At 61.8% G+C, this 19757-nt stretch carries 16 protein-coding genes; 4 read left to right on the forward strand and 12 right to left on the reverse strand.

All coding sequences use genetic code 11. The annotated features are described in order from the left end of the window. The first annotated feature begins 16 nt into the window (after positions 1-16). Together ACODR6_RS08305 and mmsB are read left to right on the forward strand one after the other, a co-directional pair. Positions 17-1612: a GMC family oxidoreductase gene (locus tag ACODR6_RS08305; protein WP_489022235.1), complete on the forward strand. Its 1596-nt coding sequence runs from the start codon at positions 17-19 to the stop codon at positions 1610-1612. Between the two features lie 9 nt (positions 1613-1621). Continuing rightward, positions 1622-2503: a 3-hydroxyisobutyrate dehydrogenase gene (gene mmsB, locus ACODR6_RS08310; RefSeq protein ID WP_489022148.1), complete on the forward strand. Its 882-nt coding sequence runs from the start codon at positions 1622-1624 to the stop codon at positions 2501-2503. Here mmsB and ACODR6_RS08315 read toward each other — a convergent pair whose 3' ends face one another. The 8 genes from ACODR6_RS08315 to ACODR6_RS08350 form a co-directional block, all read right to left on the reverse strand. Then, entirely contained in the window at positions 2504-3262 is a 759-nt protein-coding gene (locus ACODR6_RS08315) for a fumarylacetoacetate hydrolase family protein (RefSeq protein ID WP_489022149.1), read from the reverse strand. A 79-nt stretch (positions 3263-3341) separates the two neighbouring features. Continuing rightward, on the reverse strand, positions 3342-4709 hold the full coding sequence (locus ACODR6_RS08320; protein ID WP_489022151.1) for an FGGY-family carbohydrate kinase: 1368 nt from the start codon (positions 4707-4709) through the stop codon (positions 3342-3344). Further along, positions 4706-5026 carry an L-rhamnose mutarotase gene (gene rhaM / locus ACODR6_RS08325; RefSeq protein ID WP_203430836.1) on the reverse strand — a complete coding sequence of 107 codons (321 nt, stop codon included), beginning with the start codon at positions 5024-5026 and terminating at the stop codon, positions 4706-4708. The genes ACODR6_RS08320 and rhaM overlap by 4 nt, the downstream gene beginning before the upstream one ends. Continuing rightward, on the reverse strand, positions 5023-6036 hold the full coding sequence (locus tag ACODR6_RS08330) for an ABC transporter permease (protein WP_489022154.1): 1014 nt from the start codon (positions 6034-6036) through the stop codon (positions 5023-5025). The genes rhaM and ACODR6_RS08330 overlap by 4 nt, the downstream gene beginning before the upstream one ends. Beyond that, on the reverse strand, positions 6033-7022 hold the full coding sequence (locus tag ACODR6_RS08335; RefSeq protein WP_199628086.1) for an ABC transporter permease: 990 nt from the start codon (positions 7020-7022) through the stop codon (positions 6033-6035). The genes ACODR6_RS08330 and ACODR6_RS08335 overlap by 4 nt, the downstream gene beginning before the upstream one ends. A 9-nt stretch (positions 7023-7031) precedes the next feature. Next, complete coding sequence (locus ACODR6_RS08340; RefSeq protein ID WP_489022157.1) at positions 7032-8567, reverse strand: sugar ABC transporter ATP-binding protein; 1536 nt, start codon at positions 8565-8567, stop codon at positions 7032-7034. Positions 8568-8636: 69 nt separating this feature from the next. Further along, a complete protein-coding gene (gene rhaS, locus ACODR6_RS08345; RefSeq protein ID WP_112720560.1) occupies positions 8637-9632 on the reverse strand; it encodes a rhamnose ABC transporter substrate-binding protein in 996 nt (331 codons plus the stop codon). Positions 9633-9683: 51 nt separating this feature from the next. Further along, complete coding sequence (locus tag ACODR6_RS08350; protein WP_112720559.1) at positions 9684-10496, reverse strand: DeoR/GlpR family DNA-binding transcription regulator; 813 nt, start codon at positions 10494-10496, stop codon at positions 9684-9686. A 194-nt stretch (positions 10497-10690) separates the two neighbouring features. On the opposite strand from ACODR6_RS08350, the gene ACODR6_RS08355 reads away from it, so the two are divergent. Beyond that, a complete protein-coding gene (locus ACODR6_RS08355; RefSeq protein WP_489022160.1) occupies positions 10691-12787 on the forward strand; it encodes a bifunctional rhamnulose-1-phosphate aldolase/short-chain dehydrogenase in 2097 nt (698 codons plus the stop codon). Between the two features lies 1 nt (position 12788). Here ACODR6_RS08355 and ACODR6_RS08360 read toward each other — a convergent pair whose 3' ends face one another. Next, positions 12789-12947, reverse strand: coding sequence for a YqaE/Pmp3 family membrane protein (locus tag ACODR6_RS08360; protein ID WP_449100028.1), 159 nt, complete (start codon positions 12945-12947; stop codon positions 12789-12791). An 80-nt stretch (positions 12948-13027) separates the two neighbouring features. Between ACODR6_RS08360 and rhaI the strand changes: the two genes are divergently transcribed. After that, on the forward strand, positions 13028-14320 hold the full coding sequence (rhaI, locus tag ACODR6_RS08365) for an L-rhamnose catabolism isomerase (RefSeq protein ID WP_449100027.1): 1293 nt from the start codon (positions 13028-13030) through the stop codon (positions 14318-14320). Positions 14321-14532: 212 nt separating this feature from the next. On the opposite strand, the gene ACODR6_RS08370 is transcribed toward rhaI, so the two are convergent. From ACODR6_RS08370 to ACODR6_RS08380, 3 genes are read right to left on the reverse strand one after another with little or no spacing between them, the layout of a single operon-like run. Continuing rightward, a complete protein-coding gene (locus ACODR6_RS08370) occupies positions 14533-16278 on the reverse strand; it encodes a hypothetical protein (RefSeq protein ID WP_489022163.1) in 1746 nt (581 codons plus the stop codon). 3 nt (positions 16279-16281) lie between these two features. Beyond that, positions 16282-17478: an HlyD family type I secretion periplasmic adaptor subunit gene (locus ACODR6_RS08375; protein WP_489022165.1), complete on the reverse strand. Its 1197-nt coding sequence runs from the start codon at positions 17476-17478 to the stop codon at positions 16282-16284. Further along, positions 17475-19748: a type I secretion system permease/ATPase gene (locus ACODR6_RS08380; RefSeq protein WP_489022167.1), complete on the reverse strand. Its 2274-nt coding sequence runs from the start codon at positions 19746-19748 to the stop codon at positions 17475-17477. The genes ACODR6_RS08375 and ACODR6_RS08380 overlap by 4 nt, the downstream gene beginning before the upstream one ends. Positions 19749-19757 lie beyond the last annotated feature (9 nt).

Below are 19757 nucleotides of genomic sequence, written 5' to 3' on the forward strand. Positions count from 1 at the left end.
GCGGCCGGTGCTGAAGATGGATCGCTACGACTATATCATCATCGGCGCCGGCAGCGCGGGCTGCGTGCTGGCCAACCGCCTGTCTGAGAACCGCAACAACCGCGTCCTCCTGCTGGAGGCTGGGGGCAACGACAACTACCACTGGATCCACATTCCGGTCGGTTATCTCTACTGCATCAACAACCCGCGCACCGACTGGTGCTTCACGACAGCGCCAGAGGACGGGTTGAACGGCCGCGCGCTGAACTACCCGCGCGGCAAGGTGCTCGGCGGCTGCTCGTCGATCAACGGCATGATCTATATGCGCGGCCAGGCCCGCGACTATGACCTCTGGCGGCAGATGGGCTGCCCCGGCTGGAGCTGGGACGACGTGCTGCCTTTCTTCCGCAAGTCGGAGGATCACTATCGCGGCAAGGACGAGATGCACGGCGCCGGCGGGGAATGGCGGGTGGAGAAGGCGCGCGTCAAATGGGCGGTGCTCGAGGCCTTCCAGCAGGCGGCGAAGGAAGCGGGCATTCCCGTCACCGAGGATTTCAATCGCGGAACCAACGAGGGCTCCGGTTACTTCGACGTCAATCAGCGCTCGGGTATCCGCTGGAATGCCACCAAGGCGTTCCTCCGCCCGGCGATGAAGCGCGGCAATCTCAAGGTGATGACCAAGGCGCAGGTGCGCCGATTGCTGATCGAGGAGGGTGTGGTCACCGGCGTCGAGTTCCAGCATGGCGGCACGGCAAAGCAGGCCTATGCGTCGAAGGAGACGATCCTTTCGGCCGGATCGATCGGCACCCCGCATATCCTCGAGCTGTCGGGCATCGGCCGGGGCGACGTGCTGCAGAATGCAGGCATCGATGTCGTGAGCGAGGTGCGAGGCGTCGGCGAGAACCTGCAGGATCACCTGCAGCTGCGGTTGGTCTATAAGGTAACCGGTGTTCCGACGCTGAACGAGAAGGCGACGAAGCTGATCGGCAAGGCGGCGATCGGGTTTGAATATCTGGTGCGCCGCTCCGGCCCGATGGCGATGGCGCCGAGCCAGCTCGGCATCTTCACCCGTTCGGGACCGGACAAGGAGACGCCCGATCTGCAATATCACGTGCAGCCGGTCTCGCTCGACAAGTTCGGCGACCCCGTGCACGCCTTCCCGGCGATTACGGCCAGCGTCTGCAATCTGCGGCCGGAGAGCCGTGGCTCGGTACACCTGTCGAGCCCGGATTTCGCCATGCAGCCGACGATCGCGCCAAGATACCTCTCGACGGAACGCGATCGCGACATAGCTGTCAGATCGATAAAGCTGACACGGCGGATCGTGGCGCAACCCTCCTTCGCCCGCTTCAACCCGGAAGAGTTCAAGCCCGGCCCGTCCTACCGGAGCGATGAGGAACTGGCGCAGGCGGCGGGCGATATCGGCACGACGATCTTCCATCCCGTCGGCACTTGCCGGATGGGCGGCGATCGCGAGAGCGTCGTCGATCCGCGGCTGAAGATGCGGGCGCTTGGGCGGCTCCGGATCGCCGATGCCTCGATCATGCCGTCGATCACGTCAGGAAACACCAATTCGCCTGTGATCATGATCGCCGAAAAAGCGGCGGCCATGATCCTCGAAGACAACAGATAGGAGACACCAATGGCACGGATCGCGTTCATCGGCCTCGGCAATATGGGCGGCCCGATGGCTGCCAATCTCGTCAAGGCGGGCCATCAGGTGACCGGCTTCGACCTAGCAGCCACGGTGCTGAAGGCGGCGGAAGAAAGCGGCGTGAAGCCCGCCAGCCATGCCAGCCAGGCCGTCAAGGATGCCGAGATCATCGTCACCATGCTGCCGCAGGGAAAGCATGTGCTGACCGCCTGGGCCGATATCCTGCAATCAGCGGCAGAGGGATCGCTGGTCATCGACTGCTCGACCATCGATGTCGAGAGTTCGCGCAAGGCGCATAATCTTGCGAAGGCAGCCGGCTGCCTGTCGCTCGATGCTCCGGTCTCGGGCGGCACCGGCGGGGCGACGGCGGGAACGCTGACCTTCATGGCCGGTGGATCAGACGAGAGCTTCGCCAAGGCGAAGCCCATCCTCGAGGCGATGGGCAAGAAGATCGTCCATTGCGGCGAGGCGGGAGCGGGGCAGGCCGCGAAGATCTGCAACAACATGATCCTCGGCATTTCGATGATCGGCGTCTGCGAGGCCTTCGTGCTTGCCGAGAAACTGGGTCTCTCGCATCAGGCGCTGTTCGACGTCGCATCGACGTCATCGGGCCAGTGCTGGTCGATTAATACCTATTGCCCGGTTCCGGGGCCGGTGCCAACATCGCCTGCCAACAATGACTATAAGCCGGGCTTTGCTGCGGCTTTGATGCTGAAAGACTTGCGGCTGTCGCAGGAAGCGGCACTGTCGAGCGGCGCATCAACACCGCTCGGCGCCGAGGCAGCGCAGCTTTATGCCTTGTTTGAAAAGCTCGGCAATGGCGGAAAGGACTTTTCCGCCATCATCGAGATGTTCCGCAACAGGGACTGATTACTGCGTCAGCGACAGATGCATCTTGGCATCGCCGAGCGTCGTGTCGAGCTCGCCGCCCGAGGCAAGCTCGATCGCGCCGCAGAGCGAACCGGTGGTGATGACTGCGCCGGAGCGCAGCGAGCTGTCGGGCCGGAACGTGTCGTTGGCATAGTCGACCAGCCAGGTGAGCACATCGACCTTCACATGCTGGGCCGTCGCATCATAGATCGGCTGGCCGTTCAGTGTCACCTTCAGCGGTGTGCCGGTGCAGGTATCGAGGATCGATCGCGGCAGCACCTGACCGAGCACGTAGCCGAGATTGGCAAGGCGGTCTGCGAGGAAGAGCAGCGGAGAAATCTTGTTGCCCTCGGCGACCGCGGTCCACGACAGCTCGACACCGAGATAGGCATCGGCAACGGCATCGGCGATCTCGGCGCGGGTGTATTTGCCGCTGCTGCGGATCGGCAGGTCCTTGCCGAGCCGCACCGCGATCTCCGCTTCGTACTTCATGCCCGCGACCCAGGGGAGCTTCGCGCCCGAGACGGCCTCGACATAGGGATGCAGCGGCGCCGTTACCGGCTGATTGTCCGCCGGCATCGCCACCTTCCAGGCATTGCTGCGAATGCCTTCCTCGGCCGAAAGGAAATTCTGCGCATCCATGGCCTGGCGATGGTCGCCGGGCAGCGGGAACTCCGCGGTGGAGGCCTGCTTGCCGGCGTTGCGAAGGCTGCGAAGCTTGGCCGCAAGGGCGCGCGGATCGAAGGCTGAATCTGTCATGGTATTTCCTCCACCTGATGTGTGCGCGCAAACTAAACGCCTGAGATAGATGGGGTAAAGCGCGCCCTTGGAAAGACTGTTATTCCGTCAGCGCATACCAAGCGGTGCGATAAGCCGCGAGCCCGGCGATATCGGACGGCTCAAAACCCGTCTCTTTGGTCGGCGCCGGCTTGACGCCGGTCAGCAGCGAAGCGCCCTGGCTGGTGCCGGTCGAGCCGGGAAGCGCGATGACCTGGCGCTGCGTCAGTGCCGCCACGAGCTTGAGATAAAGACCGTTCGTCGAGAACGGTCCCTCGACGATCACAGGCCCTTTGGCACCAATCAGATCGAGGCAGGCTTGGCTCATCAGCGCGAGATAGACGCATGCGGCCGCATAGCGCTCGGCAGGGCTTGCCGCACCGGCATTGATCCATTGTCTTTCCCGTCCGGGGAAGGGGCCGGAACCTGGCGCCACATTGGGAAGCAGCATGATCTTGCCGGAGATGACGGCCGGCAGGGCAGCGATCGCGTCCTCCTCGGAAACCTTGCCGATCTCGGCCGAAAGGATTTCGAACTCACGCCCGCCCATGAAGCGGGAGGAGGGGACGGCGCGGCCATACGCATCGACATTGGCCAGCGCATCGCGCTTTGCATCGAGATGTTCCAGATCACCACCGACGCCGAAATTGACCACCCAGGTGCCGGTCGAGACGACGGCGAAGGGCGCTTCGCGGGCAACCAGATGCGGCAGCAGCGAGGCGTTGGAATCGTGGATGCCGCAATAGACCGGGACGGAGATACCGATCTCCTCGGCAATCTCCGGCAGCAGCAGGCCGAGCGCATCGAAGGCCGAGCGGATCGGCGCCATCAGATCGCGAATGCCGAGTGTATCGACAAGCGTCGAATATTGCCCGGTCTTCGGGTTCCACAGATCGGTATGGCAGCCGAGCGACGTCGCCTCGTTGGCGGCAACACCGGTCAGCCGCGCCGCCCAGTATTGCGGATAGGTGACGATCGCGGCGACCTTCGCGAAGTCATCCGGAAAAGCCGTCTTCTGATAATGCAGCTGGGCGCCGATATTCAGGCCCATCGTCTGACGCGGCGAATAGGTCTCGGCGAAGGGCGGGCGAAGCGCGGTATAGGCATCGCGGATCGCCTGCGGGTACTCGTGCTCGTAATCGATGACAGGCATGGCCAGCGTGCCACCGGCCCCAAGCAGAGCGGCCGATGCACCATGGGTGGTGATCGAGATTGCCTCGAAACCCAGCTCCCTGGCGAAGCGCCGGAAGGCATCGAGCATGAAGGACCAGAGCGCTTCGACATCGTAATGCGGATAGACCCCGTCCTTCAGAACGGTATTCGCCATCTTGGCGGAGGCGATCTCGGCGCCGGTTTCGGCGTCGAGGACGACGACCTTGGCGTTGGTCTTGCCGATATCGAGAACGGCGATGCGGCGGTAGCTGCTCATGGCATATGGAAGACGGTGACGAGATCGCTTTGGACGGGCGAATTGTCGGGGTTACTAGCCATGATGTCGGCCATATGCGCCCACCACTTCTTCATCACCGGATGCTCCGGCAGGCTCGCCATCGTGTGATCGGCCGGGCGCGTCAGCACGCCGAACAGCGTGTTGGTCTCGCGGTCGAGATGGATCGAGTAATCGCTCGCGCCGGATTTATGCAGGAGATCAACCAGTTCCGGCCAAATCTCGTCATGCCGCTTGATGTATTCGGCTTCCATGCCCGGATTGAGCTTCATCTTGAAGGCGTGCTTCTGCATGGTCATTTGGAGCTCATCAGCTTGATGCGGCGGGCGATGATCGGGATGGCGATGGTGATGATCAGGAGCAGGCCGATGAAGATCGACATGACGATGCCGGGAACATTGAGCAAGCCAAGGCCGAAGGTCACCAGACCCATGACGAAGGCGGCGATAACGACGCCGCCGATCGTGCCGGAGCCGCCGAGGATCGATACGCCGCCGAGCACCACCATGGTCACCACTTCGAGCTCCCATCCCTGGGCGATCGAGGGGCGCGTCGAGCCGAGGCGCGAGGTCAGGCAGACGGCTGCGATGCCGCTCATCACGCCTGTCAGCACGAAAAGGATGAACTTGATGCGCTCGACCGGGATGCCGGAGAAGCGGGCGGCGAACTCGTTATTGCCGATCGTGTAGATCTGGCGGCCGAAATTCGTCGCATGCAGCAGGATCGCGAAGACGATCGCCAGCACGATGAACAGCACGAATTCGAAGGAGAACACCCAGAAGACATAGCCCTGGCCGAAATAGGCGAAATCGGCCGGATACTTGCCGTAGGCCTGGTCGCCGAGCACGATATAGGAAATGCCGCGGAACAGGCTCATCGTGCCGATGGTCACGACGATCGACGGCAGTTTCATTACCGAAACCAGGAAGCCGTTGAAGATGCCGCACAGGAGGCCGGTTCCGATGCCGATCAGCACGATGACGGGCGTGCCGAAGCCGGCCTGAACGGCAGCACCCATCGCCGTCGAGGCAAGCGCGATGATGGCGGCGACGGAGAGGTCGATTTCACCGGCGATGACGAGCAGCGCCATGGCAAAGGCGATCATCGCCTTTTCGGTGAAGTTGAAGGTCGCGTCCGAGAGGTTCCAGGCATCGAGGAAATAGGGCGACGCCACGGAATTGAAGATGAAGATCAGCACGGCGACGCCGAAGAGCAGGACTTCCCAGCTCGACATGATGCGGCGGAAAGGCGTGCCCAGCCGATCGGGAACGACGCGCTTTTCAGGTGTTGTTGACGAAACGGTGCTCATGCTGCCACCTCTGCTGCTGCCTTGTCCCGCAGGATGATGCGGCCGCGATTGCGTTCACGCCGGGCGTTGAAGACGACGGCGAGGATGATGACCGTCCCCGAGATCGCCATCTGTGTGAAGGGCGAAATGCCGATGACGGGCAAGGCGTTCTTGATGACGCCGAGGAACAGCGCGCCGAGAACGGTGCCGATGACCGAGCCGACGCCACCGGCAATCGAGATGCCGCCGATAACGCAGGCCGCAACGCTGTCGAGCTCGAAACCGTTGGCGATATCGACATAGGCGACGGCATAGCGCGAGACCCAGAGATAGCTGGAAAGGCCAGCGAGTGCGCCCGAGAGCACGAAGGCGAGGAACTTCGTCCAGCCGGTATCGATCCCGGCATAGACGGCGGCGGTCGGATTGCCGCCGGTCGCATAGGCCGAGCGGCCGAACTGCGTGTATTTCAGAAGCATGTACATCAGAAGCACGATGATGATGCCGACCCAGCTCAAGACCGGCAGGCCGAGAATCGGCTCGCGCGGTACAGAAAGGAAAGTCGGCGTCATCTGATGGGCGTTGACCCAGGCGCCGCCCGAGAGAACGAAGGCCATGCCGCGATAGATCGTCAGCGTGCCCAGCGTAACGACGATCGGCGGTATTTCGAGCGCCCACACGAGGAAGCCGTTGATGGCGCCAAGTGCGGCGCCGATCGCGATCGCCGCGACGATCAGCACGATCAATGGGATACCGGGATAGGCGGCGTTCAGCATGGCGATCGCCATGCCGGTAAAGGCGAGGTTGGCAGCGACCGACAGGTCGATCGATTTCGTCAGGATGACGGTCATCTGCGCCAGCGCCAGGATGATCAGGATCGAGGTGTCGTTGAAGATGCCGGCGAGGTTGGACGGCGTCGCGAAATCGGACGCGCGCGTCGAGAAGATGCCGATCATCACGACTATGATGACGAAAAGCAGGGTTTCGCGTTTTCTGATCAGTCTTGCCATGCTTTTACCTCACGCATTTCCGGTCGCCGCGCGCACCAGCACTTCCGGCGAGAGTTTGTCGCGGTCGTAGAGACCGGCCGAAAGGCCTTCCTTCATCACCAGCACGCGATCGGACATGCCGATGATCTCCGGCAGTTCCGAAGAGATCATGATGATCGACAGGCCCTCGGCCGCGAGCTCGCTGATGAAGCCGTGGACGGCGGCCTTGGAGCCGATATCGATGCCCTTGGTCGGCTCGTCGAGAATGATGACCTTCGGCATGGTGGCGAGCCACTTGCCGATGACGACCTTCTGCTGGTTGCCGCCCGAAAGCGTGCCGACGGGCACTGAGAGCGCGGCCGCGCGCAGATCCAGCCGCTCGGCATATTTGCGGGCGAGGGCGAATTCTTCCGCAGCCTTCAGGAAGCCCTTGCGCGAGGTGCGCGTTAGCGAGGGCAAGGTCATGTTCTGATAGATCGGCATCGGCAGCGCCAGACCGTGACGGCCGCGTTCTTCCGGCACATAGACGATGCCCGCACGGATCGCGTCGAGCGGCGAATTGATCGAAAGCTCCTTGCCCTCAAGCGTCAGGCGGCCGGAGAGCGGCTTGGTGATGCCGAACAGCGACTGGCTGAGCTCGGAGCGGCCGGCGCCGATCAAGCCGTAGACGCCGAGGATTTCGCCCTTGCGGAGCGTGAAGGAAATGTCGCGGAATTCTGTACGGTGACAGTATTTCTCGACGCTCATGACCGGAGCGCCGATCGCCACGTCGATCTTCGGGAAGGCGTTCTCGACGTCGCGGCCGACCATCATCTTGACGATCGTATCCTGCGGCGTCTCCTTGAGACGCCCGGCACCGACCGCCTTGCCGTCGCGAAAGACGGCGAAATTGTCGGCGATCTCGTAGAGCTCGTCGAACTTGTGGCTGATGAAGAGGATCGCCTTGCCCTTGGCCTTCAGGCCCTGGACGATGCGGAAGAGATCGTCGATCTCCTTGCGCGAAAGGGCGGCCGTCGGCTCGTCCATGATGACGATCCGGGCCTCGATCGACAGCGCACGGGCGATCGCCACCAGATGGCGCTGCGCGATCGAGAGGTCCTTGAGGCGGATCGTCGGATCGATATTGCTTTCCAGCGAGATCAGCAGCTCCCTCGAGCGCTCGTTCATCGCCTTCCAGTCGATGGTGCGGAAGCGGGTTTTCGGCGCATGGCCGAGAAAGATGTTTTCGGCAACCGTCAGCTCGTCGAAGAGCACGGTTTCCTGGTGGATGGCGGTGACGCCTGCGTCGATCGCGGCCTGCGCGCTCGTAAAGCTGACAGTCTGCCCATCGACGATGATCTCGCCTTCGTTCGGGCGGTAGATGCCGGTGAGGATCTTGACCAGCGTCGATTTGCCGGCGCCGTTTTCTCCGATGAGCGCCGTGACCTTGCCCGGATAGAGCGCAATGCTGACATTATCGAGCGCCTTCACGCCCGGGAATATCTGCGAAATGCCGCGCATTTCGAGAATGGCGGGCGCGTCATCGGGCCTTGTGGCCTGGACTGGTTCTTGAAGGGCAGTCGTCATCAGCAAAACCATGAAGAAAGAGAAGCCCGGCGGCATGGTGCCGCCGGGTGTCCGGATGTTTCCGAAAGATCAGAAGACCTTGGAGAACTGGTCGATGTTCGAAGCGTTGTAGACGAACGGATCGGACATGGCGGCTTCGCCCTTGTCGTCGATCTTGATTTTGCCCATGCGGCCGGCTTCGATTTCCGTGCCCGGCTTGCCGTCGGCATCACCCTTGACGAGGTGATAGGCGATCTGCGTTGCGGAATAGCCGAGGTCGATCGGGTTCCAGATCGCGAATTCCTTGGTCGCGCCAGACTTGATCGCGCCGGCCATTTCGGACGGCAGGCCGAGACCCGTCACGTAGACCTTGCCGACGAGGCCCTTGTCTTCGACAACCTTGGAAGCGGCGAGAACGCCGACCGTCGTCGGAGCGACGATGACCTTGACGTTCGGGTTGGACTTCAGGAGGCCTTCAGCTTCGCGGTAGGACTTGTCGGAGAGGTCATCGCCGTACACCGTGGTGACAAGGTTCAGGCCAGCGAAGTCCTTCAGCTGCTTCTTCATCTGGTCGATCCAGATGTTCTGGTTCGTCGAGGTCGTCGTTGCCGACAGGATGGCGAAATCGCCCTTGCCGCCTTCGAGGTGATCCTTGACGAGCGTCAGGCACATCTTGCCGATCAGCTCGTTGGACGACGGGTTCAGCTGCAGGATACGGCCTTCAGGTGCAACGCCGGAGTCCCAGGAGATGACCTTGATGCCGCGCTGTGCGGCCTTCTTGAGGGCCGGAACGACAGCGTCCGGATCGTTTGCCGAGATGGCGATCGCATCGACGCCCTGGGCGATCAGCGAGTTGATGACTTCGATCTGGCCTTCTGCGGTCGTCGAGGTCGGGCCGGTGTAAATCACTTCCACGCCGCCGAGTTCCTTGGCTGCTTCCTGCGCGCCCTTGTTGGCGGCGTCGAAGAAGCCGTTGCCCAGCGACTTCACGACGAGACCGATCTTGATGTCCTTGGCGCTGGCCGAGCCGGCCATCACGGCGACGGCAAATGCCACGCCGATTGCAAGTTTCTTTGCTAGTTTCATGCTTTCATCCTCCCACGTTGATTAAGTCTAACGACATCCGGCCGGCGCCCCTCAGGCGACCGACGAGGAATCCTCCCTTGCCGCCTGTGCGGCTGCGCTCGCGATCACGAGCTTGATACCTGCATCCTCGATCATGCGGACGGCCTCCTCCGGGATGCCATCGTCCGTGATGATCGTCGAAACGCGCTCGAGCGGGCACAGAATGAGGCTCGAGCGGCGGCGGAACTTGCTTGAATCGACCATGACGACGAGCTCGTCTGCCTGATGCATCAGCTTCTGTTCGCTTTGAATGATCTGCGCATCGGCTTCCATGATGCCGTGCGGGCCGACGCCCTGGGCACCGAAGAAGAAGCGGCGTGCATAGAAATGACGGATCGCGTCATTGTCGAAAGGCGACAGGATCAGGCTCTGCTCGCGATAGATCACGCCGCCCGGAACCGTCACCGTATTCTTCGAGTGCTTCACCAGATGTTCGGCGATCGCGAAGGAATTGGTCATCACCTGCATCCGGTGGCCGGACATGAAGTGAACCATCTGGAATGTCGTCGTGCCGCCGTTGATGATGATGGCGTCGCCGGGGTCGCAGAGATCAACGGCTGCGCGGGCAATTGCGCGCTTCTTATCGATATTGACTGATTCTGACACCCGGAACGGACGGCCGGCAAGATTGCCCAGCTGCGGCGGGTGAACGGCCTCGGCGCCGCCGCGCACGCGGCGGATCTTACCCTGCACGTGAAGGGCCGCAATGTCACGACGGATCGTGGCCTCGGAAGCCTCGGTCAGTTCAGCGATATCCTGAATCGTGACGACCGACTTTTCCTGTACCGCGCTCATGATGATGCGATGGCGTTCGCGTTCGTGCATTGGCTCCTCCGTGTCACATTTATTTCGTATCGGTTAAAAGCTGTCAATCAAAAACGATCAAGAAATTTCATATTGCGCTGCACAATAACTGTTTTTGATCGTTTTCGATTGACAACGCGCATTTTGATGAGCGATACCCGTCACGACAAGAGCGTGGATCTTTCTGCGCACAAGAACTCACATGGGAGGATGACATGGCGGCCACCGTTCGGCTTCTTGATAACCGTTGGGATGACAGTTACGCGGCGAAACTCGATGAGCCGGGCAAGCTGCTCTACCGCTCGAACCTCCTCGGCGCCGACAAGCGCATCACCAATTACGGCGGCGGCAACACCTCTGCGAAGGTGATGGAAACCGATCCGCTGAATGGCGAAAAGGTCAAGGTTCTCTGGGTGAAGGGCTCCGGCGGCGACGTCGGCACCATCAAGCTTGATGGCTTCGCGACACTCTATCAGGACAAGCTCGATTCGCTGAAGAGCATCTACAAGGGTGTCGAAGACGAAGACCGCATGGTCGGCTTCCTGCCGCATTGCACCTTCAACCTGAACTCCCGCGCCGCCTCGATCGATACGCCCCTCCACGGCTTCGTGCCGTTCACGCATGTCGACCACATGCATCCGGACGCGATCATCGCGATTGCCGCCTCCAAAAATTCCAAGGAATTGACGCAGCAGATCTTCGGCGCCGATATCGGCTGGCTGCCCTGGCGCCGTCCGGGCTTCCAGCTCGGCCTCGATCTCGAAGCCTTCGTCAAGTCCAACCCGAATGCCAAGGGCGTCGTGCTCGAAAGCCACGGCCTCTTCACCTGGGCGAACGATGCCAAGGCCTGCTACGAGCTGACGCTCGATATCATCAACAAGGCGATCGAGTGGTTCGCGCAGCAGACCGAAGGCAAGACGATCTTCGGCGGTGCGGCGACCGAGAGCCTGCCGGTTGCCGAGCGCCGCGCCATTGCTGCGCGCCTGATGCCGGAAATCCGCGGCCGCATTGGCAAGCAGGAGCGCAAGCTCGGCCATTTCGATGATCAGCATGCCGTGCTCGAATTCGTCAATTCGAAGAACCTGCGCCCGCTCGGCGCGCTCGGCACCAGCTGCCCGGATCATTTTCTGCGCACCAAGATCCGCCCGCTGATCGTCGAATTCGACCCGGCAAAGCCGGATGTCGATGCCATCATTTCCGGTCTCGACGCGGCACTCGAAGCCTACCGCGCCGATTACGCCCGCTATTACAACGACTGCAAGCACGACAATTCGCCCGCCATGCGCGATGCGAACCCGGTCATCTTCCTGGTGCCCGGCGTCGGCATGCTCTCCTTCGCTCGCGACAAGGCGACGGCCCGCATCGCCAGCGAGTTCTACGTCAACGCCATCAACGTCATGCGCGGCGCTTCGACGGTCTCCGAATACCAGGGCCTGCCGGAGCAGGAAGCCTTCGATATCGAATACTGGCTGCTTGAAGAAGCCAAGCTGCAGCGCATGCCGAAGCCGAAGAGCCTGGCCGGCAAAGTTGCCTTCGTCACCGGCGGCGCCGGTGGCATCGGCCGTGCAACGGCCGCCCGCCTGATGGGCGAGGGTGCCTGTGTGGTGCTCGCCGATATCGACGCCGAGGCGCTCTCTGCCGCCGAAGCCGATTTCGCCAAGAAGTACAGCGCCGACGCGGTTCGCAGCGTCAAGCTAGATGTCACCCGGGAAGATGCGGTCATCTCGGCCTTCGCCGAATCCTGCGTCGAGTTCGGCGGCGTCGATATCCTCGTCTCCAACGCCGGTATCGCATCCTCGGCACCGATCGAAAGCACCGAGCTTTCGATGTGGAACAAAAATATCGATATTCTCGCGACCGGTTACTTCCTCGTTTCGCGCGAAGCCTTCCGCCTGTTCCGCAAGCAGAATCTCGGCGGTAACGTCGTCTTCGTCGCTTCGAAGAACGGCCTTGCTTCCTCGCCGAATGCCGCAGCCTATTGCACCGCCAAGGCCGCTGAAATCCATCTCGCACGCTGCCTGGCGCTCGAAGGCGCGGAAGCCGGCATTCGCGTCAACACGGTCAACCCGGATGCGGTTCTGCGCGGCTCGAAGATCTGGAACGGCGAATGGCGCGAACAGCGCGCGGCCTCCTCGAAAATCGAAGTGGACGATCTCGAGGAACATTACCGCAAGCGTTCGATGCTGAAGCTCAACGTCTTCCCGGAAGATATCGCCGAAGCCATCTACTTCCTGGCGTCCGATCTCTCGGCCAAGTCGACCGGCAACATCATCAACGTCGACGCCGGCAACGCACAGAGCTTCCCGCGGTAAGCTATTTCCGGAGGATCACCCATATTGCATGGATGATCCCCGGCACGTAGCCGCAGAGCGTCAGCAATATATTGAGCCAGAAATGCAGGCCGATACCGACCTGCATGAATACGCCGAGTGGCGGCAGGATGATCGCTAGAAGAATGCGGATAACGTCCACGTTTGCCCCTTTGGTTGTGAGAAAATGCAGGCAATAGAACGCGACAGGTCATCTATGGTTCGCGTTCCAGGGAGGAATTGATGGCCGAGTTCAAGATTTCCAAGGATGTAATCGCGCAGCAGAACGACAAGCGTGCGACCGCGCTGAAAGACGATTACGACGCGCTCGGCGCTACGCTTGCGCGCCGCGGCATCGATATCGAAAACGTCACCCGCAAGGTGTCCGAGTTCTTCGTCGCCGTTCCCTCCTGGGGCGTCGGCACGGGCGGCACGCGCTTTGCACGCTTCCCCGGAACCGGTGAGCCGCGCGGCATCTTCGACAAGCTCGACGATTGCTCCGTCATCAACGAGTTGACGCGTGCGACGCCGAATGTCTCGCTGCATATTCCGTGGGACAAGGCCGATGCCAAGGAGCTGCGCGCCAAGGGCGATGCGCTCGGTCTCGGCTTCGATGCGATGAACTCCAACACCTTCTCGGACGCGCCCGGCCAGAAGCATTCCTACAAGTACGGCTCGCTCAGCCATACCGACGCGGCAACCCGCGCCCAGGCCGTCGAGCACAATCTCGAATGCATCGAGATCGGAAAGTCGATCGGCTCCAAGGCGCTGACGGTCTGGATCGGCGACGGCTCGAACTTCCCGGGCCAGAGCAACTTCACCAAGGCTTTCGAGCGCTATCTCGCTTCGATGGGCGACATCTACAAGGCGCTGCCCGACGACTGGAAGCTGTTCTCCGAACACAAGATGTACGAGCCGGCCTTCTACTCGACGATCGTGCAGGACTGGGGCACCAACTACCTGATCGCCCAGACGCTCGGCCCCAAGGCGCAGTGCCTTGTCGACCTCGGCCACCACGCGCCCAACACCAATATCGAGATGATCGTCGCCCGGCTGATCCAGTTCGGCAAGCTCGGCGGCTTCCATTTCAACGACTCGAAATATGGCGACGACGACCTCGACGCCGGTTCGATCGAGCCCTACCGCCTGTTCCTCGTCTTCAACGAGCTCGTCGATGCCGAGCAGCGCGGCGTCAACGACTTCAATCCGGCCCATATGATCGACCAGTCGCATAACGTCACCGATCCGATCGAGAGCCTGATCAACAGCGCCAATGAAATCCGCCGCGCCTATGCGCAGGCTCTGCTCGTCGACCGGAAGGCGCTCGCCGGTTATCAGGATGAGAACGACGCGCTGATGGCAACCGAAACGCTAAAGCGCGCCTACCGCGCCGATGTCGAGCCGATCCTCGCCGAAGCCCGCCGCCGCGCCGGCGGCGCGATCGACCCGGTAGCAACCTACCGCGCCAGCGGCTACCGCAAGAAGGTCGCCGCCGAGCGCCCGGCTTCGGCCGCAGGCGGTGGCGGCATCATCTAAGAAAGACTAGCCTCCCAAGGCTCGGCCGCCGCAGATCGATGCGGCGGCCGGAAGATTTCTAGAGAATAAGCTCAACATATCCGCCTAAGCCATTGAATATATTTTGACAAAGCGGAGCGGCCTAAACCAAAAAATTTTAAACTACTTCATCAAAAATGGCTGTTAAGCAGCTGTTTTTGAATGGATTTATGCGTGATAAATGACGTACGCACTTACCCGACAGGCTGCGCCTGTGGGTATCTTTCTGGAGCGCCGCGGTCTCCAGCGAGGCTGCGCTGGCCGAGAGCGACGATTGCCGCGGCTTCCAAGGCCTGCCGGCGATAGGCGATCAGTCCGGACAGGTAGTGCTCGACATCGTCGATGCGCACCCGGAAGGCGTGATGGCGGATGAAGAATGAGCCTGAGATCCGGGCGGGGTTCTTCATGAACATGGCGAGCTCCGGCCAGAAGTGACCGTTCAGCAGATAGAGGGCCCGGCGTTCGAGGGCCGCGCCGAAACGACTCCGGTCGATATCTCCAAGCAGATGCGCGTGTTCTCGGTCACCTTCCAGCCGGGTCATCACCTGCCGAGACGCCATCATAAGCTCCAGCAGGGTGGGGAACGTGGTGATCCGTTTGGCGACGAAATCCAAGTGACCGGCGACATTGGCAATCGCGAAGCGGTAATAGTCCTCCCGCGGGCAATGGCGGGTGAGTTCGTTAGCGGCATAAGCCAGCCAGTGATCGTGATGCCTCTCATTGCCGGCTGCGATAAAATGCGAGAAGGCCCGCTGGACCGCTGCCAACAACGCCTTGTCTCCGGTGAGATCATAAAGGCGCATCAACGCGAAGGCAGCCTCGCCCTCGTAATAGATCGTCCGGAACGCATCCTTGGTGGCGAGTGATGGGAAATGGAGAACGTGACGGAATGCGCCGCTCTCCGCGTCCTGCATGAAAGAGACCCCGGCTGCGAGCCACGACATCAGCCCGTGATCAGCATCGCCGCCTTCCACCGCAGCCAGCTTGGCGAGCGCAAGGATCGCCAGCGCATTGCCACCCAGCTTGATCTCGGAATTCGCCTCGACCAGAAACGCGGCAGGGCGCCCATCCGGCAAATCCGTGCGGACGATGTAGTCGTCCCTCATGCGGGTCAATGAACGCTCGATCGCGTCGCGCAACGACTGGCTGCGCGTGACTTCGTAGGACTCGATCATCGCGTAGGTCGCGCTGGCGTGTCTGAGCGTATTGTAGCTATCGATGCTCCGGTCGAAGCATGGATGCAGGCCGTAGACGAAACACCCGTCCGCACCGACCTGATCGGCGAGAAAATCAGATCCGGCCGCAATCAGCGAATTGAGCAACGGGATGCTCAGCGCATCGATGATCCGCCGGCCGGCATTGCGGCCCGTCGGATAGAGATCGTGCAAGGTATCGCCATCGAAGAAGGCGCCCCTGCTGGTGAAGAGATGCACTCGCGTATCGTCCCCAAAGGTTGGCAGGGGAGTGCGGGGGAAGCGGCTTTGAAAATAGGCGCGGACGTTGGCCTCGTTGAATTCGGCCGTCGGGTTATGATTGCCGCCGTAGAGCATCGCATTGGCGTTCAGCTCCTGCTCAAGGAGGGCATGCTCGAGATTCTCATCGAAACTGATGCCGAGCCGGAAATAGTTGCGCTTGGTGCCTGCGAGCATGCGGCGAAGCTCAGCGAAAGTCGTTGCCTCGACGGCCATCGGCCAATCGATGCGGAGCCAGAAGTTCTCACCCGTTTGCTGCTCCCCAAGGTCGCGTATCGCCGCGACCCCGGCCTGCCAAACGGCGTCGAACGTTGCGCCACGCACCATCCGGACCGCCGCGCGCTGCTTGCCGGAGGAGAAGGAGATGAACAGCACGAAGACGGGGTAGGGGTGTGAGAGCTCCTGGCAGCCTCGCCGCACCTGCTCGCGCAGCGCCGCGAGATCGGCGTCGGAGATGAGCCCCATCATGCCTCAACGCTCTCGCATGGCTTCACGCGCCTTGTTGAAGGGCTTGATCAGATAATCGAGCACGCTCTTCTCGCCTGTATGGATGTCGACGGTTGCGATCATGCCCGGCGAAATCGGGAACTGCCTGCCGGCCGCGTTGCTCAGCGCATCCTTCTCGGTCTTCACGAAGACGCGATAATAGTAGATTTCGGGATCCACCTCGTCCTGGATCGTATCCGGCGAGATCGTCACGACCTTGCCCTCCAGGCCGCCATAGATCGCGTAGTCATAGGCGGTGATCTTCACCGTCGCCCGCTGATCCGGATGCACGAAGGCGATATCGCGCGGCGACATGCGCGCTTCGATCATCAACTGATCGCCGAGCGGTATGATATCCATCAGCTTGCCGTTTGGCGGCACCACGCCGCCGATTGTCGAAACCTCGATATTCTTGACGATGCCGCGCACCGGCGAGCGCAGCGTCAGGCGCGCAAGGCTGTCGGAACGGCCCTTGATCACCGAGCGCAGCGAGGCGACGTCGGCATTGGCCTTTGAAAGCTGCTCGCGGGCCTCGACGACATATTGCGTCGTCGCCTCGACCTTCTTTAGCTCGAGTTCCGCCTGTTCGCGCTTCAGCCTGATGATCTCGACGCTGCTTGCCGCCCCCATCTCGCTCAGGCCTTCGTTGACGCTGAGTTCCTGGCGGCTGAGCGCCAGGGACTCGTCCAGCCATTTCAGCGTCTGTTTCAGGTTTCCAAGCCGCGCATCGTAGAGCTTGGTTTCGGTGGCGATCAGATCGGGATCGCTTTTCAGCTCGTCGGGAAAGACAAGCGGGGTCTGATTGACCTCTGCCGTCAGCCGCGCCGAGCTCGCCAACGCTGCACGATATTTGGCCGTCGATTCACCGACATCGGATTCGGTCAGCGTCGGGTCGAGCTGTGCCAGCAGCTGCCCGGCCTCGACGATCTGGTTCTCCTGAACCTTCAGCGTCGAGACGATACCGCCCTCCAGCGACTGGATGACCTGCTCGCGGCGGATCGGCACAACCTTGCCGTCCCCGGTCGAGACCTCGTCGAGAACAGCGAAATTCGCCCAGCCGATCGCCACGATGAGGAGCAGCAGGAAGAGCTTGACGACGCGCGTTGCCTTGGAGAGGCGGACGGCATCTTCGCCGCCGAAATGCCAGCTATCGTCGATGGCGCGGGAAAAGGAGGTGCTCATGGGCTGCTCCGCTCCTGAACAGGACGTTGCTCGAAGGCACGCTCGAGGCGCTCTCGCTGGGCGATCGTCGTCTCCGGCGCCTGCGGCGCCGGCTCGCCTCTGAGAGCACGCAACGCCTGCTCCTTCGGCGCGTCGAGTACGATCCGGCCCTGATCGAGCGCCACCACACGCTCGATCAGATCGAGAACCCGCATCCGGTGCGTGGCGATCACCACCGTCTTGCCGCGGCACCAGGCGGAAAACCGCCGGATGAAGAGCCGCTCGGTCGCTTCGTCCATCGAGGCCGTCGGCTCGTCGAGGAGAACGACGGATGGGTTGCGGATCAGCAGCCGTGACAGGAGCAGCGCCTGCTGCTGGCCGCCGGAAAGACCTCGCCCGCCTTCATCGATCAGGTGATCGAGCCCCTTCGGCATCATGCGGATAAAGTCGTCGGCGCCGGTCATCTGGAGGGCGTCGAGCAGCGCCTGTTGGGAGGCGCTCTGCGCACCGAGCAGGATGTTTTCGCGTATGGTGCCGTGAAACAGCCGCGAGTTCTGCGTCAGCAAACCGACTTCGCGGCGGAGATCGTTGGGATCGATCTGCTCCATGGCGAGATTGTCTATCAGCACCTCGCCGGAGGCAGGTTCGATCTGCCCTGACAGGGCCTGAAGCAGGGTCGATTTTCCCGCGCCATTCTTGCCGAGCAGGGCAATCGTCTCGCCGGCATCGATCTTCAGTTCCGCCACCGAAAGCGCCGGCTTGCCGACGGGCTGGCCGTAATAATAGAGCGTATTGCTGAGCTGGTACTGCCCGAGCAGCGAGCCGACCGAGAGCCGCGTTTCCGCCGGCGGATGATCGACCGGCATCTTCATGATCGTATTGAGGCTCTGCAGACCGAGCTTGGCATGCTGAAACCGGCTCAAGACCTGGGTCAGCTGCGCCATCGGCGCCATCATCCGCGAGCCGAGGATCGAGCAGGCGACCAGAGAACCGGTGCTCATGTCGCCCTTCATAACGATCGGCGCCCCGCAGAAGACGATAACGGCAAAGACGCTGGTCTGGATGCTGTGGCCCCAGCCCGTGAGGATGCTGGTGATGTAGCGCAGCCGGACCTGGGCATCGGCACTCGCCGTGTTGAAGGTGTTCCATTTCTCCTGGAACACGCTTTCGGCCTGCAGGGCCTTGATATCCTCGATGCCCTGTACCGCCTCGACCAGCATGGCATTGCGCAGCGACGCCTCGCGCATCGCCTGCCCCGCGCATGCCCGCAGGCGGCGCTGGGCGAGCAATCCGGGAGCGATCATCAGCAGCAGCGCCACCGCAGGGATGACCGCAAGCCATCCGCCGATCAGCGCCATCAGCGCCAGGAAGAGGAAGAAGAAGGGGAGATCGGCGATCGCCGCGACGGTCGTCGAGGTGAAGAGATCACGGACCTGCTCGAGATCGCGCAGCTGCGCGATGAAGGTTCCGGTCGCCTTCGGCCGGTTCTGGTTGCGCACCCGTAGCGCATGGCCGAACACCACGTCCGAAATCTTGATATCGGCGCGTTTTCCGAGCACGTCGATGATCAGCGTCCTGATCTTCCGCATGATGAAATCGAAGACCACGGCGAGCATGACGCCGATGAACAGCACGACCAGCGTGCTCATCGAATTGGCGGGGACGACGCGGTCATAGACCTGCATTGAGAAGATCACGCCGGTCACCGACAAGGCGTTGGCGATCAGCGAGGCAAGCAGCACATAGCCGTAGGGGCGAAGATCATTGAGCGCCAGCTTGCGGAACCAGCCATGAGTATCGGGCGCGATATAGGCATCCACCCGTTCGTCGGTCCGTGTACGGGCGTCGCGCGCGATCAGCAGATGGGCAATGCCATCCTGCAGATAGGATGTCTCGATCCATGTCCACTGGCCGTTATCCTCGGCAAAGGTGATCTTGGCTTCGCCATCCCTGATCTCGGTGATCAGGCCAACCGCGCCGTCCTTCAATTCCAAAAGCAGCGGCAGGCGCCGGCCGGTGATGCCGCTGGCCACCGGTTCAACCGGCTTCACATCCAGGCCGAAGCGGCGGGCGAGCTTCTCGATGCGGCGCAACGGTGCCGCCGTCTCCCGCATGATAGGCAGATAGCTGTTGGCAGACCGGGAATGCGTGATGCCGTAGTGCTGCGCGAGCCTGCCGACGATCTCGATCCAGCGCAGGCCACGCGGATCATCTGCTGTGTTCGATGCGACTGCGGCCATGGCCCCGCTTCGCTGTTCGAATGCTACGGGAGTGTCGTCTGCAAGAGCCATCGGCAATCT

The organism is Rhizobium sp. FG96 (assembly GCF_057808655.1).

Coding starts and splice junctions, on each gene's coding strand:
- ACODR6_RS08305 (WP_489022235.1), top strand. CDS start 17: ATGGATCGCTACGACTATATCATCATCGGCGCCGGCAGCGCGGGCTGC.
- mmsB (WP_489022148.1), top strand. CDS start 1,622: ATGGCACGGATCGCGTTCATCGGCCTCGGCAATATGGGCGGCCCGATG.
- ACODR6_RS08315 (WP_489022149.1), bottom strand. CDS start 3,262: ATGACAGATTCAGCCTTCGATCCGCGCGCCCTTGCGGCCAAGCTTCGC.
- ACODR6_RS08320 (WP_489022151.1), bottom strand. CDS start 4,709: ATGAGCAGCTACCGCCGCATCGCCGTTCTCGATATCGGCAAGACCAAC.
- rhaM (WP_203430836.1), bottom strand. CDS start 5,026: ATGACCATGCAGAAGCACGCCTTCAAGATGAAGCTCAATCCGGGCATG.
- ACODR6_RS08330 (WP_489022154.1), bottom strand. CDS start 6,036: ATGAGCACCGTTTCGTCAACAACACCTGAAAAGCGCGTCGTTCCCGAT.
- ACODR6_RS08335 (WP_199628086.1), bottom strand. CDS start 7,022: ATGGCAAGACTGATCAGAAAACGCGAAACCCTGCTTTTCGTCATCATA.
- ACODR6_RS08340 (WP_489022157.1), bottom strand. CDS start 8,567: ATGACGACTGCCCTTCAAGAACCAGTCCAGGCCACAAGGCCCGATGAC.
- rhaS (WP_112720560.1), bottom strand. CDS start 9,632: ATGAAACTAGCAAAGAAACTTGCAATCGGCGTGGCATTTGCCGTCGCC.
- ACODR6_RS08350 (WP_112720559.1), bottom strand. CDS start 10,496: ATGCACGAACGCGAACGCCATCGCATCATCATGAGCGCGGTACAGGAA.
- ACODR6_RS08355 (WP_489022160.1), top strand. CDS start 10,691: ATGGCGGCCACCGTTCGGCTTCTTGATAACCGTTGGGATGACAGTTAC.
- rhaI (WP_449100027.1), top strand. CDS start 13,028: ATGGCCGAGTTCAAGATTTCCAAGGATGTAATCGCGCAGCAGAACGAC.
- ACODR6_RS08370 (WP_489022163.1), bottom strand. CDS start 16,278: ATGATGGGGCTCATCTCCGACGCCGATCTCGCGGCGCTGCGCGAGCAG.
- ACODR6_RS08375 (WP_489022165.1), bottom strand. CDS start 17,478: ATGAGCACCTCCTTTTCCCGCGCCATCGACGATAGCTGGCATTTCGGC.
- ACODR6_RS08380 (WP_489022167.1), bottom strand. CDS start 19,748: ATGGCTCTTGCAGACGACACTCCCGTAGCATTCGAACAGCGAAGCGGG.